The organism is Streptomyces sp. NPDC031445, from assembly GCF_055581365.1.
This window is the reverse complement of sequence record NZ_JBVIJO010000002.1, coordinates 864872-891381: the sequence shown is the minus strand read 5'-3', so window position 1 is coordinate 891381 and position 26510 is coordinate 864872. Positions and strand designations below refer to the sequence as shown.

Sequence of the window (26510 nt, the reverse complement as noted above, 5' to 3'; positions counted from 1 at the left end):
AACCAAGTGGTGGGGATCTTGTACGGGGCGCCGGAGGGGGTCGCAAGGAAGCGGCGGTGGGCGGGGAGGGGCCGGCACGGTTCACCTATCCGAGCGACCCGCAGGGCCCCGCGCCCTGTGGTCAGGCGGCCGGCGAGGGTGAACCGAGGGCTTGGAGTGGACGCCTCCACGCGTGCGGGCAGGGGCCCGAAAGGGGACGGCCGCACGTATCCTGAAGGCCCTCCGGGAGACGTGCCGGCAGCCTTCCCCGGGGCCCACGGAGCCTTCGACCAGGAACAGGAAAGAGCGGCCAGCATGCGCGTCTACGTCCCCCTGACCCTCCCCGCTCTCGCCGAGGCGTACAAGACGGGTGAGCTGGGGACCGGCTCCTTCGTCGCGTACGCCGTCACGCCCGGGCTGCGCGAGTGGTACCTCTCCGAGGACATCGAGGAGCTGGAGTACGCCGCGCTCAGCCGGGCCGCGCTGGCCTCGCTGCGGCTGCTCGCGGCGGACCCGGACGCGCCGCGGCGCCGGGTCGTGGTCGCCGTCGACGTGCCCGACGGTGCCACGAGCACGGACCCGGACCGCGCGCTCGACCCCGCCGCGCTCGGCGAGGTCACCGTGAAGGTCGCGGTGCCGCTCGCGAAGGCGGCCGCCGTGCACGTCGACGCCGAGGACGCGGAGCCGGACGTGTCCGCCGCGGCGGACGCCCTGGAGGCGGCGGACGGCGGGGACGACGACGCGCAGTTCGTCGTGGACGGCGCGGACGACCACGAGCTGCTGTGGTACGCCACGCAGGAGATCCCCAACCTGGTCGGGCTGGGCTGACCCCCGCCCACCGTCGCCGTGCCCTGATCGTCAGTGGGGGCGGGTACGGTCTTGGACATGGGGACGCAGGGAAGCGCGCACATCGTCTGGGACTGGAACGGGACGCTGTTCCACGACAATGACGCGATCATCGGGGCGACGAACGCGGCCTTCGCGGAGCTGGGCCTGGCGCCGATCACGCTGGAGCAGTACCGGGCGCTGTACTGCGTGCCGGTACCGAGGTTCTACGAGCGGCTGCTCGGCCGGCTGCCGTCCGACGCCGAGTGGGAGCTGATGGACGGGGTCTTCCACCGCTACTACACCGAGCACCGGGTGCGGTGCCGGCTGACCGAGGGGGCGGAGGAGCTGCTCGCGGGGTGGCGGTCGGCGGGGCACAGCCAGTCGTTGCTGAGCATGTACGGGCACGAGGACCTGGTGCCGCTGGTGCGGGGCTTCGGGATCGAGGCGCACTTCATACGGGTCGACGGGCGCACGGGGCCGTCCGGTGGCAGCAAGGCCGAGCACATGGTGCGGCATCTGGAGGCGCTGACGGGGAGGGTGGCGCCCGAGCGGACCGTGGTGATCGGGGACGCGGCGGACGACGCGGTCGCCGCGCGGCACGTGGGGGTGCGGGCCGTGCTGTACAGCGGGGGGTCGCACAGCCGGGTGAGCCTGGAGGGGGCGGGGGCGCCGGTGGTGGACACGCTGGCCGAGGCGGTGGCCGAGGCGCGGAGGATGGCGGCGTAGCCGGGCCGCGGGCCGACGGCCGCCCGCGGCTCGACGGCTCCCCGGTGCGCGGGTCACCACGCGGCCGGCCACGGCGGACGGCCGCCGGTGTACCGCGAGCCTGACGCCGCCGGCGTACCGCGAGCCGGACGGCGCCGCGCGGACGGTTCTCAGCTCACCGGTGCCTTGGAGCGCAGCACCGTCAGGAACTCCCGCATCCACGCCGGGTGGTCCGGCCAGGCGCGGGAGGAGACCAGGGTGCCGTCGACGACCGCCTCGCTGTCCTGGAAGTCCGCCCCGGCCGCCTGCATGTCCGGTTCCAGCGCGGGGTACGCCGTGACCCGGCGGCCCCGCAGGGAGTCGATCGCGGCGGTGAGTAGCGGGCCGTGGCAGATCTGGGCGACCGACTTGTCGGCGTCGAAGAAGGCCTTGAGGATCTTGCGCAGTTCGGGGTCGTTGCGCAGGTACTCCGGGGCCCGGCCGCCGGGGATGACGAGGGCCGCGTAGTCGCCCGGATCGACCTCGGAGAAGGCCAGGTCGGCGGGCCAGGTGTAGCCGGGCTTCTCGGTGTAGGTGTCGAAACCGGGTTCGAAGTCGTGCACGACGAACCGGAGGGTCTTGCGGGTGGGGGCGGCGATGTGGACCTCGTAGCCTTCTTCGCGCAGCCGCTGGTAGGGGTAGAGCACCTCCAGTGACTCCGCCGCGTCGCCGGTGACGATGAGGATCTTGGTGGGCATGTCGGCTCCTCCGGGGAGACTGCGCACAGTGTCCTGGGCACCGTGCCTCCGCCGGGCGCCCCTTGCCAAGAGGGCCCGGCGCTTTTCAGGGTGCGACCGCGGGCGCGGGGGCGCGACCGGGTGTCCCGGACGGGAGGCAGCCGTCGGATACGCCACCCCCGTCCGCCCCGCCGCTGTGCAGAACGTCAAACTTCACCCCTCGGTTTTGTACACATACGGCTCATGACGGGCCCGGGGTAAGTGGCGATAGCCTGGTGGCGTGATCAGCGCGATATCTCGCGGGGGCGTTCCTGCTCCTGCCCTGCGCCCGGGTTGCACGGAGCACCTCCGTGACCGGGCCGCGATCGCTGGTCTTCGCGGGCGGGACGGGGGCGCCGACGCCCCCAGGACGCCGAGGACGGCCCGGGACGCGGCGGTGCCGAGAGCAGCGTCACACTCCACGGACGTGCCGAGAATGGCCGAATTCCCCCCACTCATCTCACCTCGCGGCATAGCGTCGGACCGGACCGGACACCCCGGGCCGTGGCGTCGAGCCGGAGGGAAAGAGACCGTACTTCCTTCTACGTCACGCAACGGCGCGCGACAGGAGCCAGAGGACAATGCAGACCAAGCTGGACGAAGCCAAGGCCGAGCTGCTCGAACGGGCCGCCCGGGTAGCTGAGAACAGCCCGGTCGGTGGCCACCTACCGACCGGGACGACGAGCGAGGGCACCCCCGGCACCCCGGACAGCGAGTCCGTGCTCGCGTTCCTCCAGCGCTACTACCTGCACACCGCCCCGGAAGACCTCACCGACCGCGACCCGGTCGACGTCTTCGGCGCGGCGGTCTCGCACTACCGTCTCGCCGAGACCCGCCCCCAGGGCACCGCGAACGTCCGGGTGCACACCCCGACGGTGGAGGAGAACGGGTGGACGTGCAGCCACACCGTCGTGGAGGTCGTCACCGACGACATGCCCTTCCTCGTGGACTCGGTCACCAATGAGCTGACCCGGCAGGGGCGCGGCATCCACGTCGTGATCCACCCGCAGTTCGTCGTGCGGCGGGACCTGACCGGCAAGCTGATCGAGGTGCTGCCGGACCGGCCCGCCGGGCTCACCGGCGACCTCCCGCACGACACACACGTCGAGTCCTGGATCCACGTCGAGATCGACCGCGAGACCGACCGCGCGGACCTGAAGCAGATCACCGCCGACCTGCTGCGCGTGCTGTCCGACGTCCGCGAGGCCGTCGAGGACTGGGAGAAGATGCGGGACGCGGCGGTCCGGATCGCCGACGGCCTGGAGGGCGAGCCCGTCCCCCGCGACCTGCCCGGGCCGGAGGTCGAGGAGGCCCGCGAGCTGCTGCACTGGCTGGCCGACGACCACTTCACCTTCCTCGGCTACCGCGAGTACCAGCTGCGCGACGACGACACGCTCGCCGCCGTGCCCGGCACCGGTCTCGGCATACTGCGTTCGGACCCGCACCACGCCGAGGACGAGCAGCACCCGGTCAGCCCCTCCTTCGAGCGCCTCCCGGCCGACGCCCGGGCCAAGGCGCGCGAGCACAAGCTGCTCGTGCTGACCAAGGCCAACAGCCGGGCCACCGTGCACCGGCCGTCGTACCTGGACTACATCGGCGTCAAGAAGTTCGACGCGGACGGCAACGTCGTCGGCGAGCGGCGCTTCCTCGGTCTGTTCTCCTCCGCCGCGTACACCGAGTCGGTGCGCCGCGTCCCGGTCATCCGCCGCAAGGTCGACGAGGTGCTGGAGCGCGCCGGGTTCTCGCGCCACAGCCATGACGGACGCGACCTGCTCCAGATTTTGGAGACCTACCCGCGCGACGAGCTGTTCCAGACGCCCGCCGCGGAGCTGCAGTCCATCGCCACGAGCGTGCTCTACCTCCAGGAGCGCCGCCGGCTGCGGCTGTACCTGCGCCAGGACGAGTACGGCCGCTACTACTCGGCCCTCGTCTACCTCCCGCGCGACCGCTACACCACCGGTGTGCGCCTGCGGATCATCGACATCCTGAAGGAGGAGCTGGGCGGCGTCAGCGTCGACTTCACCGCCTGGAACACCGAGTCGATCCTGTCCCGGCTGCACTTCGTCGTCCGGGTGCCGCCGGGCACCGAGCTGCCCGAGCTGTCGGACGCCGACCGGGAGCGCATCGAGGTCCGCCTGGTCGAGGCGGCCCGCTCCTGGGCCGACGCGTTCGCCGAGGCGCTGACCGCCGAGTGCGGCGAGGAGCGCGCGGCCGAGGTGCTGCGCCGCTACAGCAACGCCTTCCCCGAGGGCTACAAGGCCGACCACAGCCCGCGTGCGGCGGTCGCCGACCTGGTCCACCTGGAGCAGCTCGGCGAGGACAAGACCTTCTCGCTGAGCCTGTACGAGCCGGTGGGTGCCGCGCCCGAGGAGCGCCGCTTCAAGATCTACCAGAAGGGCGGCTCGGTCTCCCTCTCCAAGGTGCTGCCCGTGCTGAGCCGGCTCGGTGTCGAGGTCACCGACGAGCGGCCGTACGAGCTGCGCTGCGCGGACCGCATCACCGCCTGGATCTACGACTTCGGTCTGCGCATGCCGAAGGCGGCGGGCGGCGGTGAATACCTGGGCGACGACGCCCGCGAGCGCTTCCAGGAGGCCTTCGCCGCGACCTGGACCGGTCGGGCCGAGAACGACGGCTTCAACGCGCTCGTGCTGAGCGCCGGGCTGACCTGGCGGCAGGCGATGGTGCTGCGCGCCTACGCCAAGTACCTGCGGCAGGCCGGCTCGACCTTCTCCCAGGACTACATGGAGGACACCCTCCGCAACAACGTCCACACCACCCGGCTCCTCGTCTCCCTGTTCGAGGCGCGGATGTCCCCGGAGCGGCAGCAGGCCGGTGTGGAGATCACCGACGCGCTGCTGGAGGAGCTGGACGCGGCCCTGGAGCAGGTGGCCAGCCTGGACGAGGACCGCATCCTGCGGTCCTTCCTGACCGTCATCAAGGCGACCCTGCGCACGAACTTCTTCCAGGACGCGGCCGGCGGCCGGCCGCACGCCTACGTCTCCATGAAGTTCGACCCGCAGGCCATCCCGGACCTGCCCGCGCCGCGCCCGGCGTACGAGATCTGGGTGTACTCGCCGCGCGTGGAGGGCGTGCACCTGCGCTTCGGCAAGGTCGCCCGAGGGGGCCTGCGCTGGTCCGACCGGCGCGAGGACTTCCGCACCGAGATCCTCGGCCTGGTCAAGGCGCAGATGGTGAAGAACACCGTCATCGTGCCGGTCGGCGCCAAGGGCGGCTTCGTCGCCAAGCAGCTGCCCGACCCGAGCGTGGACCGCGACGCCTGGCTCGCCGAGGGCATCGCCAGCTACAAGACGTTCATCTCGGCGCTGCTCGACATCACCGACAACATGGTGGCGGGCGAGGTCGTGCCGCCGCGGGACGTGGTGCGGCACGACGGCGACGACACCTACCTGGTGGTCGCCGCGGACAAGGGCACCGCGACCTTCTCGGACATCGCCAACGACGTCGCGAACACCTACAACTTCTGGCTCGGCGACGCCTTCGCCTCCGGCGGCTCCGCCGGGTACGACCACAAGGGCATGGGCATCACCGCGCGCGGCGCCTGGGAGTCCGTGAAGCGGCACTTCCGCGAGCTGGGCGTGGACACGCAGAGCGAGGACTTCACGGTCGTCGGCATCGGTGACATGTCCGGTGACGTGTTCGGCAACGGCATGCTGCTGTCCGAGCACATCCGCCTGGTCGCCGCCTTCGACCACCGGCACATCTTCATCGACCCCAACCCGGACGCGGCCGTCTCCTACGCCGAGCGCCGCCGCCTGTTCGAGCTGCCCCGCTCCAGCTGGGCCGACTACGACACCGAGCTGCTGTCGGCGGGCGGCGGGATCTTCCCGCGCACGGCCAAGTCGATCCCGCTCAACAGCCACATCCGCGAGGCGCTGGGCATCGAGGGCAAGGTCGCCAAGATGACCCCGGCCGACCTGATGAAGACGATCCTCACGGCCCCGGTGGACCTGCTGTGGAACGGCGGCATCGGCACGTACGTGAAGGCGTCGACGGAGTCGAACGCCGACGTCGGCGACAAGGCCAACGACGCCATCCGCGTCGACGGCCAGGACCTGCGGGTCAAGGTCGTCGGCGAGGGCGGCAACCTGGGCCTGACCCAGCTCGGCCGGATCGAGTTCGCCCTGCACGGCGGCAAGATCAACACCGACGCGATCGACAACAGCGCCGGTGTGGACACCTCCGACCACGAGGTGAACATCAAGATCCTGCTGAACGGCCTGGTCGCGGACGGCGACATGACCGTCAAGCAGCGCAACAAGCTGCTCGCCGAGATGACCGACGAGGTCGGCGCACTGGTCCTGCGCAACAACTACGCGCAGAACACCGCCCTGGCCAACGCCCTGTTCCAGGCCAAGGACATGCTCCACGCCCAGCAGCGGTTCATCCGCCACCTGGTGCGCGAGGGCCACCTGGACCGGGCGCTGGAGTTCCTGCCCACCGACCGGCAGATCCGTGAGCGCCTCGCCCAGGGCCAGGGCCTGACCAGTCCCGAGACCGCCGTCGTGCTCGCGTACACGAAGATCACGGTCGCCGAGGAGCTGCTGCGGACTTCGCTGCCGGACGACGCGTACCTGCGCGGACTGTTGCACGCGTACTTCCCGGCGCCCTTGCGCGAGCGGTTCGCCGAGGCGATCGACAACCACCCGCTGCGCCGCGAGATCACCACGACCGTGCTGGTCAACGACACGGTCAACACGGGCGGTACGACGTATCTGCACCGGCTGCGCGAGGAGACCGGCGCCTCCCTGGAGGAGATCGTCCGCGCCCAGACCGCGGCCCGCGCGATCTTCTGCTCCGCGCCCGTGTGGGACGCCGTCGAGGCCCTGGACAACCAGGTCGACGCGGCCGTCCAGACCCGTATCCGCCTGCACTCGCGCCGCCTGGTCGAGCGCGGCACCCGCTGGCTGCTCAACAACCGGCCGCAGCCGCTCCAGCTCGCCGAGACGGTGGAGTTCTTCGCCGAGCGGGTCGAGCGGGTCTGGCAGGAGCTGCCGAAGCTGCTGCGCGGCGCGGACGCGGAGTGGTACCAGCACGTGTACGACGAGCTGTCCGCGGCCGGCGTGCCGGACGAACTCGCCACCCGCGTGGCCGGCTTCTCCTCCGCCTTCCCGACGCTCGACATCGTGTCGGTGGCCGACCGCGTGGGCAAGGAGCCGCTGGACGTCGCCGACGTCTACTACGACCTCGCCGACCGGCTGAACATCACCCAGCTCATGGACCGCATCATCGAGCTGCCGCGCGCCGACCGCTGGCAGTCCATGGCCCGCGCCTCCATCCGTGAGGACCTGTACGCGGCGCACGCGGCCCTCACCTCGGACGTCCTCGCGGTGGGCAACGGCACCTCGACGCCGGAGCAGCGGTTCGAGGCGTGGGAGCAGAAGAACAGCGCGCTCCTGGGCCGGGCCCGCACCACGCTGGACGAGATCCGCAGCTCGGACTCGTTCGACCTCGCCAACCTGTCGGTGGCGATGCGCACGATGCGGACGCTGCTGCGGACGCACTCGTAGCCGTACCGCGGGAAGGGCGCCTCGGGGACTGTCTCCCCAAGGCGCCCTTCTTCTTGCCCGCTTCTCGTACCAAACGTGCGGAGAACTTACCTTTTCCTGCTCTTCGGGGTGGGTCGGATAGGGTCGGCGTGTGCACACCGCGCCGTCTGACACCGAACGGGTGGACCGTACGGCACCACCGGGCGGCTCCGCGTCGCGCGTGGGCCGTGAGCTGCCGCAGGTCGCCGCCGCGCTCGTCGTGGTGCTGATGCTCTGGGTCGTCGTCCGCCTGCCGTGGGCGGGCGACCTCGGCATGCATGCGGCCACGATCCAGCGCTTCCGGCACAGCCTGCTGCATCCCGGCAACCCGCTGGTCGACGCCGACACGCCGAGCCCGTACCACTCACCCTGGATGCTGCTGCTCGGCGCCGTCGCCAAGCTGACGGGCCTGTCGGTCTTCGTGGTCCTGCGCCTGGCCGCGCTCACCGGCCTGGGCCTGCTGGTGACGGGCGTCCGGCGCTACGTCCGTACGCTGAGCGGCCACCGCGCCGCCCCCGCGCTGGCCTTCCTGAGCCTGGTCTTCCTGTGGGGGCCGCTGCTGTTCGACTGGAGCGGCTTCGTCGGGCTGAACTCCCTCGCGCTGACGGTGTCGTACCCCAGCGTGCTCGCGCTCGGGCTCGCCTTCCACTTCTGGGCCTGGCTGTCGCGGGCGGTGCGCGGGGAGACGGCCTGGCGGGCGTGCCTGGGGCTGGGCGCGCTGTGGGCGGTGATCCTGCTGTGCCATCAGTTCACCGGCGTGGTGGCCTCGTTGGGCGGGCTGGCGACGGTGCTCGCGGCGCGGCCGGCGCGCGGGGCGCTGCTCCGGCTGGGCACCGGACTGCTCCTGGGCCTGCTGGTGCTGTGGCTCTGGCCGTACTACGACTTCTTCGCGCTGTTCTCCGCGGGCGCGGACCTGGAGGCCGTCCACCGGCCGCTGTACCAGCACCTGGCCGGGCGGTTCGGGCTGGTGCTGCTCGGGGTGGCGGCACTGGGCCTCCGCCTGCGCAGGGACCACCGCGACCCCCTGGCCCTCTTCTTCCTGTTCGGCGCGCTGGTGTTCGCGGCCGGGGGGCTGACCGGCCACTACTCCTGGGGCCGCGCCCTGCCCGCCGCGCTGATCCCCGCGCAGCTCGCGGCGGCGCTGGAGGCGGTGTCGGCGGGGCGGGCCGCGGTGCGGCGCGGGTGGGCGTGCGCGCTGCTCGCCGCGCTGGCGGTGGGGGCGTGGACGCAGGCCGGGACGCTCGGGTACGCGGTGCCGCGGGACGCGCTGCCCGGCGTGGTCGCGGCGAAGTACCGCACGCCGTGGACGGGTTACCAGTGGATCATGCGGGCGGGGGTGCGGTACGGGGACGTGGTGATGGCGCGCAAGTTCCCGGCCCGGCAGATCCCCGCGTACGGCCCGTACACCGTGGCACCCGGCTACCCGGACTTCTTCCTCCCGGACGCCGGGCGGAGGCAGGCGGCGGTGGACCGGTACTTCTCGCCGGCGACGGGCGCCGGGGAACGTCGGGCGATCCTGCGGGAGTACGGGGTGAAGTGGGTCGTGGGGGGCGGCGACGCACCGTGGCTGCGCAGGACGGCCGTGGGCCCGGGCGGGCAGGTCCTGTACCGAGCGGCGCCCTGAGCCAGCGGCACGACAGCCCCCTACGGCTACTTCAGCGCACTCGCCACCAGCCGCGCGGCGTTGCGTACCCGGGGCCGGGCCAGGCGGCGGACGGCCGGCCGGGTGATCCGGGCCGTCACCCCGACCGGGCGCCAGCGGAACTGGAGCCGGCCCGGGTTGCGGCCCTCGGGTTCGACGGTCAGCTCGTGGGGGGCCGCACCGGAGTGGTAGTCGATGCGGGCCGTACGGGCCGGGAAGTCCAACGGTGCCAGGAGCAGACCGGAGTGGGACAGGCCCTGCTGCTCCAGGCGGACCAAGGGGTGCCGTACGCCCTGGAAGCCGTGGAGCGGGAGCGGCGCGGATGTGAGGTCGAGGCGGACCGTGCCCTCGAAGACGCCGGGGCGGACCGGGTCCAGGCGGAAGGGGGTCGTCATGCGGCGCCGGCCGGGGGTCAGGAGCAGCGACGCGCGCTGAGGCCCCACGGGCAGGCGCAGGCCGGGGTCGTAGGTACGGATCGCCAGGGTCAGGGTCGCGCCCGCGCCGGGCGTCAGCTCCGTGATCTCGTGCCGGAACAGGGCGGTCGGGAACGGCCGGGTGTCCAGCTCCAGCTCGGACACGTCCAGTTCGCGGCGGGCGCGGTCCGTCGCGGGCACGGTGTCACCCCAGTACGGGACTCCCGTACCGTCGGCCGTCACCCGCCGCGGCGCCACCGCGTGCCCCAGTCCGCGCGCCGCGAGCCGGGCCTCGTCCGTGCGGCCGTGCCGCAACAGCTCCAGCACCACCCGCTCGGCGCGCGGCAGCCGGCCGTAGGCCGCGGGGGAGAGCGTGTCGAGGTAGGGGTTCACGATGTCCGCGAAGGACGTCAGCCACTCCTCGTCCCGGTACGGCAGGTCGCCGGCGTACATCCGGAAGTCGTGCTTGAGGAACTTGTAGTCCTTGTCCTCCCGCAGCCCCGCGTGCCCGCTGCTCACCAGGAACTCGTCGATCAGCCGCTGGACGTGCACCCGGTCGGCGACGTTGGAGATCTTGTGCCGCTGGTTGGAGATGGAGGCGGCGGAGGCGTCCGCGAACGGCTCGATGTACCAGACGTACACCGGGTCCGGGATGATCGTGAACGCCTGCGCCAGGCAGTACGCCTGCGCCGAGAACAGCTGGTCCTCGTAGTGGATGCCCTCGGGGAAGCGCAGCCGGTGGCGGTCGAGGAAGGCGCGCGCGTACATCTTGCTCGTCGACAGGTGCTCGAAGAGGAGGCGGGGGTCCGCCTCGATGCCCTCCAGGGTGCGGCGCTCGGCGACCAGGTGCGGCATCCAGGTCGAGCGGCGGCCGTTGTCCACCCGGACCCGGCGGACCGCGCCCATGGTGAAGTCGACGTCCCGTTCGCGGTGCGCGGCGAGCAGCGACTCGACGGCGCGCGGCGGGAGTTCGTCGTCGCTGTCGAGGAACATCAGGTACGGCGCACGGGCGATCTCGATGGCCCGGTTGCGCGGGGCGCTGCACCCGCCGCTGTTCTCCGGCAGCCGGATGTAGCGGATGCGGTGGTCCTGGGCCGCCAGCTCCCGGGCCACCGCGGGGGTTTCGTCCGTGGAGTGGTCGTCGCTGATGACGATCTCGATGTTCGCGTGGGTCTGCGCGCGCAGCGAGGCCACCGCGCGGGGCAGGCGGGCCGCGTCGTTGTAGACGATGACCGTGACCGTGACGTCGGGGCGGGTCATGCCGTGGCCTCCTCGGGCGTGGGAGCGGGGGTGCGGTCCTCGATGGGGAGCACCGGCGGCAGCGCGTCCTCCGGTTCGTTTAGGAACACCCTGCGTACGACCCGTTCGGCGGCGCGCCCGTCGTCGTACTCGCAGAACCGGCGCCGGAACGCGGCCCGCGCCTTGGCCGCGTTCTCGTCGCGCCAGGCGCCGGAGAGGAAGATCTCGGCCAGCTCCTCCTGGGTGCGGGCGACCTGGCCGGGGTGTTCGGCCATCAGGTCGAAGTAGACGCCGCGGGTGGTCCGGTACGTCTCCCAGTCGTCGGCGTAGACCACGATCGGGCGGTTCAGGTTGGCGTAGTCGAACATGATCGACGAGTAGTCCGTGACCAGCGCGTCGGCGGCCAGGCACAGCTCCTCGACGGGGTCGTAGGAGGAGACGTCGATGATCCGTCCGGAGCGGCGCAGGCCGGTCAGCGGGGAGGCGGCGCCGCCGTAGAAGTAGTGGGCGCGGACGAGCAGGACGGTGTCCTCGCCGAGGCGGTCGGCGAGGGCGGCGAGGTCGAGGCGGGGGGTGTAGCCGGCCTCGTAGTCGCGGTGCGTGGGGGCGTAGAGGACGGCGGTCCTGCCCGGGGCGATGCCGAGGCGGTCACGGGCCGCGCGGACGTCGGCCGCGGTGGCCGCGTAGAAGACGTCGTTGCGCGGATAGCCGTAGTCGAGGGACGTGTAGCGGGACGGGTAGGCGCGCTCCCACATCCGGGTGGAGTGGCTGTTGGCGCTGACGCTGTAGTCCCACTTGTCGACCCGGGACAGCAGGGCGGCGAAGTCCAGGCCCTTGGCGGCGGCCGGGTGGTCCATCTGGTCCAGGCCCATGCGCTTGAGCGGGGTGCCGTGGTGGGTCTGGAGGTGGACCGCGTCCGGGCGCTTGACCACGGCGTTCGGGAAGTTGACGTTGTTCGTCAGGTACTTGGCGGTGGCGAGGGTCTCCCAGTAGCGGCGGGTGCCGGGGACGACGTGGTCGGTGCCGGGCGGCAGCAGGGCCTCGTTCTGCTTGTTCACCACCCACACCGGGCGGATGTGCGGGGCGAGTTCGGCGAGCTTGGCGGCGATGGCGGCCGGGTTGCAGGCCACGCCGCGCTCCCAGTAGGCCGCGAACACGGCGAGGTGGGGGTCCACCGGGCGGCTCAGGGCGCGTTGGTACTGGTGGTCGCGGATTCTGGTGCTCAGCTGCCGCTTGCGGGTGCGTACGGCCTTGCGGGCGGTGCGGCGGGTGCGGTTGGCGGCCTGGAACGCGCGGTACTTGGTGTACGCGCCCTCCTCCAGCAGCGCGTGCCGCACGCCTTCCAGGCCCGCCGGGCGCCGGTGGCCCTCGGGGCGCCAGCGGACCGCGGCCACGGAGGCGCGGCGGAAGAACTCGCGGGCCACCGGGTCGGGCAGCTCCTCGCGGGCGAAGGTGCGGATGAGGTCGCGCACCATCAGGTCGTACAGCACCGTGCGGGGGGCGCGTCGGTCCCGGGCGAGCGCGAGCAGGGTCTCGTAGCGGTCGATGAGCCCGAGCCGGTCCTCGGGGGCGCGCGGCGGCAGGCTCTCGGGGCGCAGCACGCGGTGCTCGTACGCCGTCTGGTTGAGGCAGGCGACCCGGCCGGCGTACAGCAGGGCCGCCTGGGCGGCGCGCTGCTCGTCGCCGGTGTTCAGCTGCTCCTCGTGGGCCCGCCAGAACGCGGTGCGCAGGGCGCGGTTGCCGAGCAGCGGGGTGAGCCGCAGCAGGTCGGCGGTCTCGTCCAGGGGCCGGCCCGCCCGGCCGACGGCGGCGAGGTGGCGGCCGTCGCGGGAGGGCCTGGCGGCGGTCTGCCAGGTGGTGGTGACGTGGTCGAAGAGGAGGACGTCGACGGGTTCGGCGGAGGCGGTGGCGTCCAGTTCGGCGGTCCGCTCGGCGATCAGGCGGGGGGCGCCGGCCGGCAGGCCGTCCTTGGCGTGGACGAAGTGCAGCCAGCGGCCGGAGGCCCGGGCGGCACCGGCCGCCCGGGCCTCCGGATCACCGGTGCCGTCCGGCAGCGGGACGACGATCGTCTCGGGCGCGTGGTGCTCGGCCGTCTCCCGGGCCCAGTCGCCGACGGCGGCGACGATCACCTCGCAGCCGGTGAGGGGATGGGCCTCCAGGGAGTCCAGCAGATCGGTCAGGTGCCCCTGTGCGTTCGGCCCGTGGACGATGACGCTCAACTGGGGCATCGCGATGGACTCCTTCGGCTCGTCGTCTCCCGTCGCACCCTTCATAACATACTGTCATTAAGCGGATGAAAGGGATAACTACGGTTAGCGTAAGAGCTGCGCTAGGAAGGAAGACCGGCTTTCAGTGCGTCCGGTTGCGGCGTGTCCGCTTTTGTGGCGTCCGGCTTCGCTTTCGTGGCATCCGCCTTCGGCGCGGGCTTCTTCGCGGCCGGTTTCTTGTCACCGGTGAACGCCTCGTACTCCTTCATGACGTCCTCGGTCGGCCCGTCCATGCGCAGCTCGCCGCGTTCCAGCCACAGGACCCGCTCGCAGGTGTCACGGATCGACTTGTTGTTGTGGCTGACCAGGAAGACCGTGCCCGCGTGCTGCCGCAGCTCGCGGATCCGCGCCTCCGAACGCTTCTGGAAGGAGCGGTCGCCGGTGGCCAGCGCCTCGTCGATCAGCAGGACGTCGTGGTCCTTGGCGGCGGCGATGGAGAAGCGGAGCCGGGCCGCCATGCCGGAGGAGTACGTGCGCATCGGCAGGGTGATGAAGTCGCCCTTCTCGTTGATCCCGGAGAAGTCGACGATGTCCTGGTAGCGCTCCTTGATCTGCTCCCGGGACATGCCCATGGCAAGCCCGCCGAGGAACACGTTCCGCTCGCCCGTGAGGTCGTTCATCAGGGCCGCGTTGACGCCCAGCAGGGAGGGCTGGCCGTCGGTGTAGATGCGCCCGTTCTCCACCGGGAGCAGGCCCGCGACCGCCTTCAGCAGGGTGGACTTCCCGGAGCCGTTCGTCCCGATGAGCCCGATCGCCTCACCCTTGTAGGCGACGAAGGACACCTTCTTGACCGCGTGCACCTTGCGCACGCCGGCGGCCTTCTCCGCCTGCTTGCGGCGCAGGATGCGGTTGAGGGCGGCGGTGGCGGAGCCCCGCCCGGCGCCGGTGCCGTTGACCCGGTAGACGATGTCGACGCGGTCGGCGACGACGGTGGGGACCTTCTCTTCGCTGCGCTCAGCCACGGCCGTACGTCTCCTCAGCCTTCCAGAAGTAGATGAAGCCGCCGATGCCCGCGGCCAGGGCCCAGCCGACCGCCGCCGCCCACACGTGCGGGGGCAGCTGGCTCGCGTGGAAGCTGTCGATCAGCGCGAACCGCATGAGGTCGATGTAGACGGCGGCCGGGTTGATCTCCAGCAGGACGGTGACGACGCGCGGCAGGTCGTCCTTGTCGGCCAGCTTGTCGATGCTCCACATCACGCCGGACACGTACATCCAGGTGCGCAGCACGAACGGCATCAGCTGGGCGATGTCCGGGGTCTTCGCGCCCATCCGCGCCATGACCATCGAGACGCCGGCGTTGAACGTGAACTGGAGTGCCAGGGCCGGCACGGCCAGCACCCAGGAGACGGAGACCGGCACGCCGAAGCAGAGCAGGATGACGACCAGCGCGGCCATCGAGAACAGCAGCTGCTGGAGCTGCTGGAGCGCGAAGGAGATCGGCAGGGCGGCGCGCGGGAAGTGCAGGGCGCGGACCAGGCCGAGGTTGCCCGAGATGGCCCGGGTGCCCGCCATGATCGAGCTCTGCGTGAAGGTCCAGATGAACACGCCCGTGACCAGGAACGGCACGTAGTCGGGCACGTTGTGCTTGGTGCCGAGCAGCACGCCGAAGATGAAGTAGTAGACCGCCGCGTTCAGCAGCGGGGTCATGACCTGCCAGACCTGGCCGAGCTTCGCCTGGCTGTACTGCGCGGTGAGCTTGGCGGTGGCGAAGGCGCCGATGAAGTGGCGGCGGGCCCACAGCTGGCGGACGTACTCCGGCAGGGTGGGGCGGGCGCCGCTGACCGACAGGCCGTGCCGGGCGGCCAGCGCCGCGAGATCGTCGTCTGCCGGGGCCCGGGTGGGGGGCGGTGTGTGGAGGACCTGGCTCACATCCGCTGCTTTCGCTCGGGGGGAGGGGGTGCTGCGCCCGACTTTCGCCGGGATCGCCGCGTTCGTGCCCGTCGTCCGGCGTTTACTTACGCTTCTCTTCACGTTCTCTTACGTCGGGACGGGACCGTATCGTCGCAACGCGAGCGTAAGACCAACAGACGTCGGAACGCAACCGTTTCGTCGTCACGCCCTATGCTGTGACCATGACGACGAACGCCGCCGAGCCAGCCGACGAGCCGCCGGCGCGTCCGCGCCGCCGGGCGCCCGCCGGGGCGGCCGTGCTCCGCGAGGACGTGACCGAGGCGATCCGCGCGGCCGTCTTCGAGGAGCTGGCGGCCGTCGGGTACGCGCGCATGTCCATCGAGGGGATCGCCCGGCGGGCCGGGGTCGGCAAGACGGCGGTGTACCGGCGGTGGCGTTCCAAGCTCCACCTGGTCCTGGACGTCGTCTCGGCGATGGCGGTGACCGGGTTCCCGGTGCCCGACACCGGCTCCCTGGAGGGTGACCTGCGGCTCCTGTACGAGGTCACGTCCCGTGCCCTGCGCCACCCGGTCGCGTCCCAGATCATCCCCGACCTCCAGGCCGAGGCGGCCCGCAATCCCGAGATCGCGGACGCCTTCCAGAAGGCGCTGCGCGACGGGCAGCAAGGGGTGGCCAGCGGGATCGTGGCGGCGGCCGAGGAGCGGGGCGAGGTCCGCGCGGGCGTCGATCCCGACCTGGCCCTGGACCTGATCTCCGGGCCGCTGTACTGGCGCTCGGTGGTCATCCGCTCCCCGAAGCTGCCCAAGGGGTACCTGGAGAGACTGGCGCGGGCGACGGCGGGTGCGCTGAAGGCGTTGTGAAGGGCCGGGAGGGGCGCGGGGGACCGTGCGAGCAGCTACGGCGGGCCCGTGGCCGGTGCAGGGCCCGGCTCCCGGCGGCGGGTCTTCCGCGACCGCGCCGCCTGCGGACGCCACTGCACCCGCCGCACCCGTCGTACCCGTCGTGTGTCAGTGGAGCAGGCCCGCAGGGCGGGTGCGCTGAAGGCGCTCTGAGGCGCCCGGGAGGGGCGCGGGGGACCGTGCGAGCAGCTACGGCGGGCCCGTGGCCGGTGCAGGGCCCGGTTCCCGGCAGCGGGACTTCCGCGACCGCGCCGCCTGCGGACGCCACTGCACCCGCCGCACCCGTCGTACCCGTCGTGTGTCAGTGGAGCAGGCGGCGCAGTCGGCCGCGGGCCACGGCCAGCACGCCCCGGAGGCCGGTGGCCACCCGCAGGGCCAGCGCGCCGGAGTGCGTGGCGTACGGCTGTGCCAGGAGCACGCCGTGCAGGGCGCTCGGCACGGCGCGCCGGCGCAGCCGGCCGGCGCCCGCGAGGGCGTGCGCCGTGGTCTCGCGCCCGGTGCCGTCCGGGAAGCGGAGGGTCAGACGCAGGTCCCAGGTGCCCGGGCCGAGCCGTGCCAGGTCGACGGGCACCTCGGCGGACCAGCCGTCCGGGCCGGAGGGCGTGAGCGTCACCGCCGTGTGCCCGCGCCCGCGGCCGTCCTCGCGCGCGTGCCACTCCACGTCCACCTCGGGCAGCCCCGCCTCGGCCACCTTCCCGTACAGCTCGTGCAGCCGCAGGCGCAGCAGCGAGGCCCCCGGGCGGGGGCGCAGTTCCGCGTCGACCGCGAGCGGGAGCGCGGCGACGGGCCCGGTCAGCAGGGGGGCCAGGGAGACCTCGGGGAGGTCGGCGGACCAGACCGGGCCGCCCTCGGGGGCGCGGGCGTACGGCGGGAGCAGACGGGCCGGCTGGGCGGCGAGTTCCCGCAGGCGGGGCAGGTCGCGCGGCTCGGGGGAGGCCAGGACGACCCGTGCGAGCAGGCCACCTGGGGTGGCGGGGTCCAGCTCCCGGCCGGCCGCGTCGTAGCGCGCGAGGTACGCGCGGGTGTGCGCCCACCAGGCACGCCGGTACCGCGCGTCGCGCAGCCCCAGCTCGCGCGCGTACATGCGCAGGTCGTGGTCGAGGAACTTGGCGCGTGCCGCCCGCGCCAGTTCCTTCTGCCCGGCGTCCAGCAGGATGCCGTACGCCTGCGCGCACGCCTCGACACGCGCCGTCCAGTTCCCGATGCCGCCCCGGTCCAGCGAGAGCGACGGCCGCCGGGCCGAGCGGCGTACCTGCCAGACGTAGACCCGGTCCGGGATCAGGGCGACGCGCGGGGACGCGGCCAGCACGCGCGCGGTGAAGACGAAGTCCTCGTAGAGGAAGCGGCCCTCGGGGAAGCGGATGCCGTGGTCGCGCAGGAAGCCGGTGCGGTACAGCTTGTTGACGCACAGCGTGTCCTGGACCAGCCCGGGGTGCTGCGAGGGGCGCGCGAGGACGGTGTGCGCCGTGTAGAGGGGCGCCTGCCAGGGCTGCTCGCGCCCCGACGGCAGCTCCCGGCGCACGCACAGGCCGCTCGCGACCTGGGCGCGCGCCCGCGTGGCCGCCGTCAGCAGCGCGTCCACCGCGCCGGGCGGCAGCACGTCGTCGCTGTCCAGGAACATCACGTACGGCGCGGTCGCCGCGTCGATCCCGGTGTTGCGCGGACTGCCGCAGCCGCCGCTGTTCACGCTCCGGCGCACCACCCGCAGCCGCGGCTCATCGGTGGCCAGCCCGGCGAGCAGCGTGTCGCTGCCGTCGGTGGAGCAGTCGTCCACGGCGATCACCTCGGCGACCGCGGGCCCCTGCGCCAGCGCCGAGCGCACGGCCTCGCCCACATGGGCGCGGTCGTTGTAGCCGATGACGACCACGGTGACCTGAGCCGCCGGGGCCGGACGCGTCTGACGCGGTGCTGGATGCATGGGGTCCACGGGCCGGGAGCGTAGGGAGACTCGGTAATACGCCGTTAAGAGGCGCTCAGTACTCGCCCCGGAAGACGGTCGGAACCGGGCCGGGGTTGCGTGCTCGGCACCGGCTGCCCGGCCCGCGGCCGCGTGGACCGCCACAGCCGTACGAAGGACAGCACGGCGGCGGCCGTCAGCAGCCCGTTGCGGGACAGCATCAGCAGGCACCCGGCCCAGCTGCCGTCGATCACCTCGCGGTAGTGCATCGGGAACGCCACCGTGCTCAGCGCGGACGCCAGCAGGACCAGCACCGCCACCGGCCGCTGGCCGGTGTGCCGCGAGGTCAGGCACACGGCGGCCAGCCCGATCAGCCAGATCATGTACTGGGGGCTGATGACCCGGCTGGTGACCGTGAACAGCAGCACCGCGCTCAGCGCCGCGTCGTACGGCGTCGCCTCGTTCCAGCGGCGCGCCCGCACCCGCCACAGCACCAGCAGCCCGAAGGAGACCGCCGTCAGCGCCAGCGAGGCGGTGGCGACGGCGTGCACGTGGGGGCCGGTCATCTCCATCGCGCCGTACTGGTAGCGGGCCCGGCCCGGCCAGCCGAAGTGCCGGGCCAGGTTGAGCGCCGTACCGCCGAGCGACTCGATCTGCACGCCCCGGCCGCCCTGCTCCCGCAGGAAGGACAGCGGATGCGTGAAGAGGGCCGCGAGCACGGCCAGGCACGCGGCCCCGGCCCACGTCGCCCACGCCCACGCCGTGCGCGTCGGCCGGCCCCGGGGCGTGCCCAGCAGCACCAGCGCCGGCCACACCTTCACCAGCGCGCCGAGCGCCCCGAGCACACCGCCCGCGCGCGGGGAGCGCGCCGAGGCCAGCAGGGACAGCACGGCCAGGGCGGTGACCTGCACGTCGTACCGGGCGAGCGGCATGTGCAGCAGCAGCGGCAGACCGCCCGTCCACAGCGCCGCGCCGAGCGGGCTCCGTCCGGGCCGGGTGCCCGCGCGGAGCAGCGCGAGCGCGGTCAGCGCGTCCACGGCCAGGGTGAGCGCCACGAACGCCTCGAAGTACGTCAGGCCCGGCAGCAGGCCCGGCGCCAGCAGCACCGCGCCCGCGCCCGGCGGGTACTGCCACAGCGTGTCGTGCACCGGGAAGGAACCGTGCGCGAGGACGCCGTACCAGCGGAAGTACAGCCGCCACACCTCACGGGTCACCGAACCGCCGCCCAGCAGCGGGGCGCCGCCGTGGACGAGCAGCCACAGCATCAGGGCGCGGGTGGCGAGCCACAGGGCGGTGAGGGTGAGGACCGGGCCGGGGGTGACACGGAGGCGGTTCATCACATGGGAGCCTAAGCGGTACGGATGGTGTATTCATGTTGATACGCCGTCAAAGACCGCAAATATTGGCTAATCGCAAGAGATCGGGCCAGGGTGAACGTCGGGCTTCCTGCGAAACCGCAGTCGCGTCGGGCGGCTGGAACGACCACGGACGTACCGGCAGGTGCAACGAGCCACCCCCCGCACGGGACACTCGGGCCCACCCGACTCCACCGGGCCGCCGTCGTGGGCGTGCCCGCGCTGGTGATGCTCGCGCTCGGGCTCTGGGGCCTGGACCGGGGCGGCATGTGGCGCGACGAGGCCGTCAGCTTCCAGGTCGGGCGGCGTACGGTGCCGCGGATCTGGCTCCTGCTGCACGACGTGGACGCGGTGCACGGCCTGTACTACCTGCTGCTGCGGCCGGTCCTCGCCGTCCATCCCGGCGAGGTCGCCCTGCGGCTGCCGTCGGTGTGCGCGGCGACCCTCACGGCGGGCCTGGTGGCCGCCCTCGGCGCCCGGCTGGCCCGGCCGCGGGTCGGCCTGTGGGCCGGGCTGCTCTACGCCGTCTCGCCGATGGCCGGCCACTACGCGCAGGAGGGCCGCTCCTACGCCCTGGTCGCGGCCGGCTCCACCGCGGCGACCCTGCTGTTCGTCCGGGCCGTGCGGTGCGGGTCGTGGTGGCCGTACGGCGCGGTCCTCGGACTCACCTGCTGGCTGCACGAGTTCGCGGTGCTGCTGCTCCTCGCCCACGCGGTGTCGCTGGCACTGGCGCGGGCCGGGGCGCGGGTGTGGCGGAGGTGGGGGAGCGCGGCGGCGGCGGTCGTGGCCGCGCTGGTGCCGATGGTGGTGGTCTCGCGGGGGCAGTCGGCGCAGGTGGCCTGGTTGCGCACGCCTACGGCGGACACAGCGGAAAGGTTGCTGCGCAGGTTCCTGGGGCCGACGGACGAAGTGTTCTGGGTGTGTCTGGCGCTGGCCGTGGTGGGGCTGGTCGGCTTGGTGGGGCGGCGGGGGGAACCGACGTGTGCCGGGGTGGCGCTGCCGCTGGTGGTGGTGCCGCCGGCGGTGCTGATGCTGGCGTCCCAGTTCTCGCCGCTGTACGTCGACCGGTACGTGCTCTACGCGCTGTCGGGGGCGCCGCTGCTGGTGGCGTCGGGGGCCGAGCGGGTGGCGGGCGCGGTGGGGCGGTGGCCGCTCACGCAGTCCCCCGCGGTTCCCCTCACCGGAGTCCTCGCCGTCGCCCTCTCCCTCCTCCACCAGTTCCCGCTCCTGCGGCAGGACCGCGACCCGGGCAGCCGGCCGGACGATCTCGGCGCCGTCTCCCGCGCCGTCGCGCGCGGGGTGGAGCCGGGCGATCCCGTGCTGTTCGTGCCGGCGTCGGCGCGGAACGTGGCGCTCACCTACCCGGGGGCGTTCCGGGGGGCCCGGGACGTGGCGCTCGTGGCGGGGGCCGCCGGGTCCGGGACGCTGTACGGGAGGGAGGCCGGACCGGCGGAGGTGCGGCGCAGGCTGGCGCGGGTGGAGCGGGTGTGGGTCGTGGCGGACCGCAAGCTGCTCACCGGCCGCGCGGCGCCGGCCGGTCCCGTCGAGCGCGCGAAGACCGACGTGCTCGGGCGGGAGTTCCTCTGCCAGGACGAAACCGTGCGGGGCCCGGTGACCGTACGGCTGTACGTCCGCCCGGTCAGCCCGCTGCTCGCGCCTCAGCCTCCGCCGCCGCGTCCAGGGCCGTCGTGAGCCGCTCCAGGCGGGCGTGCAGGTCGACGACCTCCGCCAGGTCGAGGCCGGTCGCCGCCATGATCCGCGGGGGCACCTCCAGGGCCCGCTCGCGCAGTGCCGTGCCCTCCTCGGTGAGGTGGACCCGGACCGAGCGCTCGTCCTGCGCGCTGCGCTCGCGCCGCACCAGACCGGCCCCCTCCAGCCGCTTGACGAGGGGGGACAGCGTGCCGGAGTCGAGCCGGAGCTGTTCGCCGAGCTTCTTGACGGGCAGGTCGCCCTGTTCCCACAGGACCAGCATCACCAGGTACTGGGGGTAGGTGAGCCCGAGGTCCTTGAGGATCAGGCGGTAGACGCCGTTGAAGGCGCGGGACGCCGCGTGCAGCGAGAAGCAGATCTGGCGGTCCAGTCGCAGCCACTCCGTGTAGGTCATGGGTCCAGGATAGCTCTTGCGGTCCATTTAGTTGTGCGCAACTCAGTTGTGTGCTCTACTGGTGCTCGCAACGAACCGCACACCCCAGAGGGATGGTCTTCATGGACGCGCTCTACACCGCTGTCGCCACCGCCACCCACGGCCGCGAGGGCCGCGCCGTCTCCTCCGACGGCAAGATCGACCTCAAGCTGGCCCCGCCGGTGGAGCTGGGCGGCAACGGCGAGGGCACCAACCCCGAGCAGCTCTTCGCCGCCGGCTACGCCGCCTGCTTCGGCAGCGCCCTCGGACTCGTCGGGCGCCAGGCCAAGGTCGACGTCAGCGACGCGTCCGTCACCGCCGAGGTCGGCATCGGCAAGCAGGGCGAGGGCTTCGGGCTGAAGGTGACCCTGCGCGTCGAGCTGCCCGACACCCTGGACCAGGAGACCGGCCGCAAGCTCGTCGAGAGCGCCCACCAGGTCTGCCCGTACTCCAACGCCACCCGCGGCAACATCGACGTCGACCTGGTCGTCGAGTAGGCACCGCGCACACGTGAGGGGGCCGCCCCGGCCGGGGCGGCCCCCTCACGTGTCCCTGAGCGTCCCCGCTACGCCGACGTCAGCGCGTCCGGGGAGGCCGCCTGGCCCGGGATCCGCGGCACCGGGGCGGGCATCGGCTCGCCCAGCAGCAGGGCCCGTACGACCCGTTCGGCGGCCCGCCCGTCCTCGTACGCGCAGAACCGGGCACGGAAGTCCGCGCGCAGCCGCGCCGACTCCTCGTCCCGCCACCCGCCCGAGGCGAACAGCCAGGCCAGCTCCCGGTAGGAGCGCGCGACATGGCCGGGCGGCTCGGCGGTGATGTCGAGGTAGGTGCCCCGGCTCGCCGTGAACGCGGCCCAGTCGTCGGCGTGCACCACGATCGGCCGGTCCAGGTTGGCGTAGTCGAACATGACGGACGAGTAGTCCGTGACCAGCGCGTCCGCCGCCAGCAGCACGTCCGGCAGCCGTGGTTCGTCGGTCGCGTCCACCACGACCCCGCGCCTGGCCAGCTCCGCGAGGCCCATGCCGCGCGCGTGACCGTTCGCCAGCGACGGGTGCAGCCGGACCACGAGGGTGTGCCCCTCGCCGAGGTCGGCCGCGAACCGGGCGAGGTCGAACCGCTCCACGTACCCGCCGCGGCGGTAGTCCCGGCGGGTCGGCGCGTACAGCACGACCGTGTGGTCCGCCGGGATGCCGTGCCGCTCCCGGAAATCGCCGGGACCGCCGTTCACCAGCACGTCGTTGCGCGGGCTGCCGGTGCGCACCGAGGTGAAGTGGCAGGGGTAGGCCCGCTCCCAGACCAGCTCGGAGTGGCGGTTGGCGACCAGGCTGTAGTCCCAGCGGTCGGCCCGGCGCAGCATCTGCGGCACGTCGAAGCCGAGCCGGGCGCCCGGCTTGTCCAGCAGGTCGGCGCCCAGGTGCTTCAGCGGGGTGCCCTGATGGGTGTGGATGTGCACGCTGCCGGGTCGCTTGGCGAGGCCGCCGGGCCAGTTGACGTCGTTGACGAAGAACTTCGCGCGCGCGGTCACCTCCAGGTAGCGCCGGGAGCCGACGATCACGTGCTCGACGTCGGCCGGCAGCCCCGCGGCCGTCTCCGCGTCCCGCACCACCCACACGCCCCGCAGCCCCGGGGCGATCTCCCGGGCGGCGGCGTGGACGGCCGCCGGGTCGCCGAGCACACCCCGGTGCGAGGACGCCGAGTAGACCACGAGGTTCTCGTCGAGCGGCCGGCGGGCGTGCAGGGCCGTCCAGCCGGTGCGGGCCCGCGCGGCGGCGGCCCGGCGCGCCCGCTCCGCCCGCCGGGCCGCCTCCCGCCCGGCCCGCGCCGCCTGCCGCCTGACCCGGTACCCGGCCCAGGAACCGGTCAGCACGGCGACCTCGCCGTCCACCGGGGCGCCCTCCGGCCGGTGCCTGCGGAACATCTCCGCCGTACGCCGGAAGAACTCGGCCTTGTCGGCGGGCGGCAGCCGGTCCGGCTTGGCCAGGATGTCCAGGCAGTGCTCGCCCATCTTGCGGTGCAGGTACGGCCGCCAGGCCGCCAGCTCCGGCCGCTCGGCCACGAAGGCGAAGACCCGCTCGTACTGGTCGTGGATGTCGAAGTGCTTGCGGCTGGTGGTGGACAGGATGTTGCCCTGCCGGCGCTGCCGGTAGTTCAGGCAAATCCGGTCCAGGGCGGCGATCCGGCGGGCGCTGAGCATGACCGGGAACGTCCAGGGGGTGTCCTCGTAGTAGCCCGGCGGGAACGCGAAGCCGTGCTCCGTGACGAACTCGCGCCGGTAGACCTTGTTCCAAACCACCATCAGCAGGTCGAGGACCTGCGGGTACTCCGAGACGGCGAACGTGCCGGGGGCCTCGGCCAGGACGTGCGCGAGGACGTTGCGCCGGGTGCCGCCCCACCAGTAGGTGCGCGCGTAGTCGAAGACGAGCACGTCCGGGTCCCCGGCCTCGGTGAGCCGGTCGGCGACGGCCCGCAGCGCGCCCGGGGTGAGGGTGTCGTCGCTGTCAAGGAAGAGGAGGTAGTCGCCGGTGGCGTGCGGCATGCCCGCGTTGCGGGCCCGGCCGAGGCCCACGTTCTCCGGCAGGTGCAGCACCGTCACGCGCGGGTCGCGTTCGGCGTACTCGTCCAGGATCGCGCCGCAGCCGTCCGGGGAGCAGTCGTCCACGGCGATCAGCTCGAAGTCGCCGAAGGACTGGCCGAGCACCGAGTCCAGGCACTCGCGCAGGAACCCCTGCACCTTGAAACAGGGCACGATCACACTGAAGCGGGGCACGGCGGGTCAGCTCCTCACGAGGGTCGCGGCGGCGGGGGCGGGGATGCGCTCCGCGAGCGGGATCACGGCCGGGACCGCCTCCGGCGGCTCGCCGAGCAGCACCCGCCGCACGACCCGTTCGGCGGCCCGCCCGTCGTCGAACTGGCAGAACCGCTCCCGGAACGCGGCCCGCAGCGCCCGGGCCTCCGGGCCGGCGTAGGAGCCGTCGCGGAAGACGGCGGCCAGCTCCTCGGGGGTCCGGGCGACCGGTCCGGGCGGCCCGGCCATCAGGTCGAAGTAGACGCCCCGGGTCTCCCGGTAGACGTCCCAGTCGTCGGCGTACACGACGATCGGCCGGTCCAGGTTGGCGTAGTCGAACATGATGGACGAGTAGTCGGTGACCAGCGCGTCCGCGGCCAGGCACACGTCCTCGGCGGAGCGGTGGGCGGTGACGTCGATGATCCGCCCGGAGCCCCGGACGCCGCCCCGGTCGTAGAAGTAGTGGGCGCGCAGCAGCACGACGACGTCCTCGCCGGCCGCCGCGCAGAACGCCTCCAGGTCCAGGCCGGGCTCGAAGCCGCTGTGGTGGTCGCGGTGGGTCGGCGCGTACAGCACGGCCGTCCTGCCCTCCGGGACGCCCAGCTCCCGCCGGATCCGGGTCACGTCCCGCGCGGTCGCCGTGTAGTAGACGTCGTTGCGCGGATAGCCGTACTCCAGGTGCTCGTAGGAGCCGGGGAAGGCCCGCTCCCACATCTGGGTGGAGTGGCGGTTGGACGACAGGTTGAAGTCCCAGCGGTCGACCCGCCCGAGCAGCTTGGCGAAGCTTCCGGACCGCGCGGCCACCACCGGGTACGTCGACTGGTCCACGCCCATCGTCTTCAGCGGGGTGCCGTGCTGGGTCTGCACGTGCACGCTGCCCGGCCGCTTGACGACGCCCTCGGCGAAGTTGGCGTTGTTGATCAGGTACGTGGCACGGGCCAGCACCTCCCAGTAGCGGCGGGAGCCGATCACCGCGTACTCGACGTCCCCCGGCACGGCGTGCTCCTGGCCGGCCTCGACCAGGAACACCGAGCGGATGTGCGGGGCGAGTTCCCGGGCCTTGGCGTGGATCGCCGCCGGGTTGCAGGCGTAGCCGCGGCCCCAGTAGGCGCAGTACACCGCGAGGTTCGGGTCGAGCGGGCGGCGCAGGTCGCGGGCGTAGCGCAGCCGGGTGCGTACGCTGTGCGGGCGGGGCAGCCGGCCGGTGGCGCCGCCGGCCGCCCGGTTGGCGCCGCGCAGGGCGCGGAACGCCGTGTACGCGCCCGCCGCCAGCAGCCGGTGCTGCACGCCCAGGCTGCCGCCCGGCACCCGGTGGCCGGCCGGCCGGTGCCGCCGGTAGAGGCGGGCCGCCCGGCGGAAGAACGCCCGGTGCCCGGCGAGCAGCCGCTCCGGCCGGGACGCCGTCTTCAGCACCACGGTGAAGAGCTGGTCGAACAGCGGCCCCGTCCGCTCGGCCGGCAGGGCGCGCTCGGCCGCCCGCGTCAGCACCCGCTCCACCTGGTCCAGCAGGGTGTGCTGGTGCGGCCCGGGCAGATTGAGCCGGCTGCCCTGGCGGCGCACCCGGTGCCGTACGACGGTCCGGCGCAGCACCGCGATCCGCTCGGCGGCGACGGTCACCAGCCCGCCCCAGCCGAGGTCGGTGAAGTGCCCTTCGGGGAAGGCGAGTTCCCGCTCGGCGAGGAAGGCGCGGCGGTAGACGGCGCTCCACGCGGGCAGCTGGACGCCGGTCAGCGCGGGCCGGTCGGCGGGGGCGAAGGCGCCCTTCGGAGCCCCCGCGAGCAGCGGCGCGGCCGGGTTCGTCGGCTCGCCCTCCCACCACGGGGCGCGCTCGTGCTCGGCGTACAGCACGTCCACGCCGGCCGTCTCGGACAGCCGGGCGTCCAGCGCCGCCAGCGCGCCCGGCAGCAGCAGGTCGTCGCCGTCGAGGAACAGCAGGTACGTGCCGGTCGCCGCCCGGACGCCGGCGTTGCGCGCCCCGCTCAGCCCGGCGGACGGCGGCGAGTGCACGGGGGTCACCCGGGAGTCCCGCTCGGCGTACCCGGCGGCGACCTCGGCGGCCGGGGCGTCGGGGGCGTCGCAGACCGGGATCAGTTGCAGGTCGCCGAAGGACTGGCCGAGGACCGAGTCCAGCGCCTGGGACAGCCGGCCGGTGACCCCGTGGGACGGGACGATGATGCTGAAACGGGGCATTCTGTTCTTTCTGTCGTCTTGCGGACGCGGCCGGGCC

At 73.1% G+C, this 26510-nt stretch carries 17 protein-coding genes; 7 read left to right on the top strand and 10 right to left on the bottom strand.

Going from position 1 to position 26510, the window contains the following annotated elements; all coding sequences use genetic code 11:
* Positions 1-294 precede the first annotated feature (294 nt).
* Together ACZ5DC_RS10180 and ACZ5DC_RS10175 are read left to right on the top strand one after the other, a co-directional pair.
* On the top strand, positions 295-807 hold the full coding sequence (locus ACZ5DC_RS10180) for a DUF6912 family protein (protein WP_468651218.1): 513 nt from the start codon (positions 295-297) through the stop codon (positions 805-807).
* 57 nt (positions 808-864) lie between these two features.
* Complete coding sequence (locus ACZ5DC_RS10175) at positions 865-1533, top strand: HAD family hydrolase (protein WP_468651216.1); 669 nt, start codon at positions 865-867, stop codon at positions 1531-1533.
* Between the two features lie 149 nt (positions 1534-1682).
* Here ACZ5DC_RS10175 and ACZ5DC_RS10170 read toward each other — a convergent pair whose 3' ends face one another.
* Positions 1683-2249: a DJ-1/PfpI family protein gene (locus ACZ5DC_RS10170; RefSeq protein WP_468651214.1), complete on the bottom strand. Its 567-nt coding sequence runs from the start codon at positions 2247-2249 to the stop codon at positions 1683-1685.
* Between the two features lie 599 nt (positions 2250-2848).
* Between ACZ5DC_RS10170 and ACZ5DC_RS10165 the strand changes: the two genes are divergently transcribed.
* Together ACZ5DC_RS10165 and ACZ5DC_RS10160 are read left to right on the top strand one after the other, a co-directional pair.
* Positions 2849-7795, top strand: coding sequence for an NAD-glutamate dehydrogenase (locus ACZ5DC_RS10165; protein WP_468651212.1), 4947 nt, complete (start codon positions 2849-2851; stop codon positions 7793-7795).
* 247 nt (positions 7796-8042) lie between these two features.
* Positions 8043-9437: a hypothetical protein gene (locus ACZ5DC_RS10160; protein WP_468651301.1), complete on the top strand. Its 1395-nt coding sequence runs from the start codon at positions 8043-8045 to the stop codon at positions 9435-9437.
* Between the two features lie 26 nt (positions 9438-9463).
* Here the strand turns inward: ACZ5DC_RS10160 and ACZ5DC_RS10155 are convergent, their stop codons facing one another.
* From ACZ5DC_RS10155 to ACZ5DC_RS10140, 4 genes are all read right to left on the bottom strand, one after another.
* Positions 9464-11128 carry a glycosyltransferase family 2 protein gene (locus tag ACZ5DC_RS10155; protein WP_468651210.1) on the bottom strand — a complete coding sequence of 555 codons (1665 nt, stop codon included), beginning with the start codon at positions 11126-11128 and terminating at the stop codon, positions 9464-9466.
* Positions 11125-13335: a CDP-glycerol glycerophosphotransferase family protein gene (locus tag ACZ5DC_RS10150; protein ID WP_468651208.1), complete on the bottom strand. Its 2211-nt coding sequence runs from the start codon at positions 13333-13335 to the stop codon at positions 11125-11127. Before ACZ5DC_RS10150 ends, ACZ5DC_RS10155 begins: the two co-directional genes overlap by 4 nt.
* A 101-nt stretch (positions 13336-13436) precedes the next feature.
* Positions 13437-14336, bottom strand: coding sequence for an ABC transporter ATP-binding protein (locus ACZ5DC_RS10145; RefSeq protein WP_468651206.1), 900 nt, complete (start codon positions 14334-14336; stop codon positions 13437-13439).
* Positions 14329-15243, bottom strand: coding sequence for an ABC transporter permease (locus ACZ5DC_RS10140; protein WP_468651204.1), 915 nt, complete (start codon positions 15241-15243; stop codon positions 14329-14331). The genes ACZ5DC_RS10145 and ACZ5DC_RS10140 overlap by 8 nt, the downstream gene beginning before the upstream one ends.
* 203 nt (positions 15244-15446) lie before the next feature.
* On the opposite strand from ACZ5DC_RS10140, the gene ACZ5DC_RS10135 reads away from it, so the two are divergent.
* A complete protein-coding gene (locus ACZ5DC_RS10135; protein ID WP_366754436.1) occupies positions 15447-16085 on the top strand; it encodes a TetR/AcrR family transcriptional regulator in 639 nt (212 codons plus the stop codon).
* Between the two features lie 340 nt (positions 16086-16425).
* On the opposite strand, the gene ACZ5DC_RS10130 is transcribed toward ACZ5DC_RS10135, so the two are convergent.
* Positions 16426-18042, bottom strand: a complete 1617-nt coding sequence (locus ACZ5DC_RS10130; protein WP_468651201.1) for a glycosyltransferase family 2 protein — start codon at positions 18040-18042, stop codon at positions 16426-16428.
* 44 nt (positions 18043-18086) lie between these two features.
* The gene (locus tag ACZ5DC_RS10125) at positions 18087-19358 is read right to left on the bottom strand and encodes a glycosyltransferase 87 family protein (protein ID WP_468651199.1); all 1272 of its coding nucleotides are present in this window, start codon (positions 19356-19358) and stop codon (positions 18087-18089) included.
* Positions 19359-19589: 231 nt separating this feature from the next.
* Between ACZ5DC_RS10125 and ACZ5DC_RS10120 the strand changes: the two genes are divergently transcribed.
* Positions 19590-21068, top strand: coding sequence for a glycosyltransferase family 39 protein (locus ACZ5DC_RS10120; RefSeq protein WP_468651197.1), 1479 nt, complete (start codon positions 19590-19592; stop codon positions 21066-21068).
* On the opposite strand, the gene ACZ5DC_RS10115 is transcribed toward ACZ5DC_RS10120, so the two are convergent.
* Positions 21016-21507 carry a MarR family winged helix-turn-helix transcriptional regulator gene (locus ACZ5DC_RS10115; RefSeq protein ID WP_468651196.1) on the bottom strand — a complete coding sequence of 164 codons (492 nt, stop codon included), beginning with the start codon at positions 21505-21507 and terminating at the stop codon, positions 21016-21018. The genes ACZ5DC_RS10120 and ACZ5DC_RS10115 overlap by 53 nt on opposite strands.
* 74 nt (positions 21508-21581) lie before the next feature.
* On the opposite strand from ACZ5DC_RS10115, the gene ACZ5DC_RS10110 reads away from it, so the two are divergent.
* On the top strand, positions 21582-21995 hold the full coding sequence (locus tag ACZ5DC_RS10110; protein WP_366754441.1) for an organic hydroperoxide resistance protein: 414 nt from the start codon (positions 21582-21584) through the stop codon (positions 21993-21995).
* A gap of 68 nt (positions 21996-22063) precedes the next feature.
* Here ACZ5DC_RS10110 and ACZ5DC_RS10105 read toward each other — a convergent pair whose 3' ends face one another.
* The gene (locus ACZ5DC_RS10105; RefSeq protein WP_468651193.1) at positions 22064-24265 is read right to left on the bottom strand and encodes a bifunctional glycosyltransferase/CDP-glycerol:glycerophosphate glycerophosphotransferase; all 2202 of its coding nucleotides are present in this window, start codon (positions 24263-24265) and stop codon (positions 22064-22066) included.
* A gap of 6 nt (positions 24266-24271) precedes the next feature.
* Entirely contained in the window at positions 24272-26473 is a 2202-nt protein-coding gene (locus tag ACZ5DC_RS10100; RefSeq protein ID WP_468651191.1) for a bifunctional glycosyltransferase/CDP-glycerol:glycerophosphate glycerophosphotransferase, read from the bottom strand.
* Positions 26474-26510 lie beyond the last annotated feature (37 nt).

What these genes read in the sequence shown, in the direction of transcription:
- ACZ5DC_RS10180 (WP_468651218.1), top strand. Translation starts at nt 295, where the DNA reads ATGCGCGTCTACGTCCCCCTGACCCTCCCCGCTCTCGCCGAGGCGTAC.
- ACZ5DC_RS10175 (WP_468651216.1), top strand. Translation starts at nt 865, where the DNA reads ATGGGGACGCAGGGAAGCGCGCACATCGTCTGGGACTGGAACGGGACG.
- ACZ5DC_RS10170 (WP_468651214.1), bottom strand. Translation starts at nt 2,249, where the DNA reads ATGCCCACCAAGATCCTCATCGTCACCGGCGACGCGGCGGAGTCACTG.
- ACZ5DC_RS10165 (WP_468651212.1), top strand. Translation starts at nt 2,849, where the DNA reads ATGCAGACCAAGCTGGACGAAGCCAAGGCCGAGCTGCTCGAACGGGCC.
- ACZ5DC_RS10160 (WP_468651301.1), top strand. Translation starts at nt 8,043, where the DNA reads ATGCTCTGGGTCGTCGTCCGCCTGCCGTGGGCGGGCGACCTCGGCATG.
- ACZ5DC_RS10155 (WP_468651210.1), bottom strand. Translation starts at nt 11,128, where the DNA reads ATGACCCGCCCCGACGTCACGGTCACGGTCATCGTCTACAACGACGCG.
- ACZ5DC_RS10150 (WP_468651208.1), bottom strand. Translation starts at nt 13,335, where the DNA reads ATGCCCCAGTTGAGCGTCATCGTCCACGGGCCGAACGCACAGGGGCAC.
- ACZ5DC_RS10135 (WP_366754436.1), top strand. Translation starts at nt 15,447, where the DNA reads ATGACGACGAACGCCGCCGAGCCAGCCGACGAGCCGCCGGCGCGTCCG.
- ACZ5DC_RS10130 (WP_468651201.1), bottom strand. Translation starts at nt 18,042, where the DNA reads ATGCATCCAGCACCGCGTCAGACGCGTCCGGCCCCGGCGGCTCAGGTC.
- ACZ5DC_RS10125 (WP_468651199.1), bottom strand. Translation starts at nt 19,358, where the DNA reads ATGAACCGCCTCCGTGTCACCCCCGGCCCGGTCCTCACCCTCACCGCC.
- ACZ5DC_RS10115 (WP_468651196.1), bottom strand. Translation starts at nt 21,507, where the DNA reads ATGGACCGCAAGAGCTATCCTGGACCCATGACCTACACGGAGTGGCTG.
- ACZ5DC_RS10110 (WP_366754441.1), top strand. Translation starts at nt 21,582, where the DNA reads ATGGACGCGCTCTACACCGCTGTCGCCACCGCCACCCACGGCCGCGAG.
- ACZ5DC_RS10100 (WP_468651191.1), bottom strand. Translation starts at nt 26,473, where the DNA reads ATGCCCCGTTTCAGCATCATCGTCCCGTCCCACGGGGTCACCGGCCGG.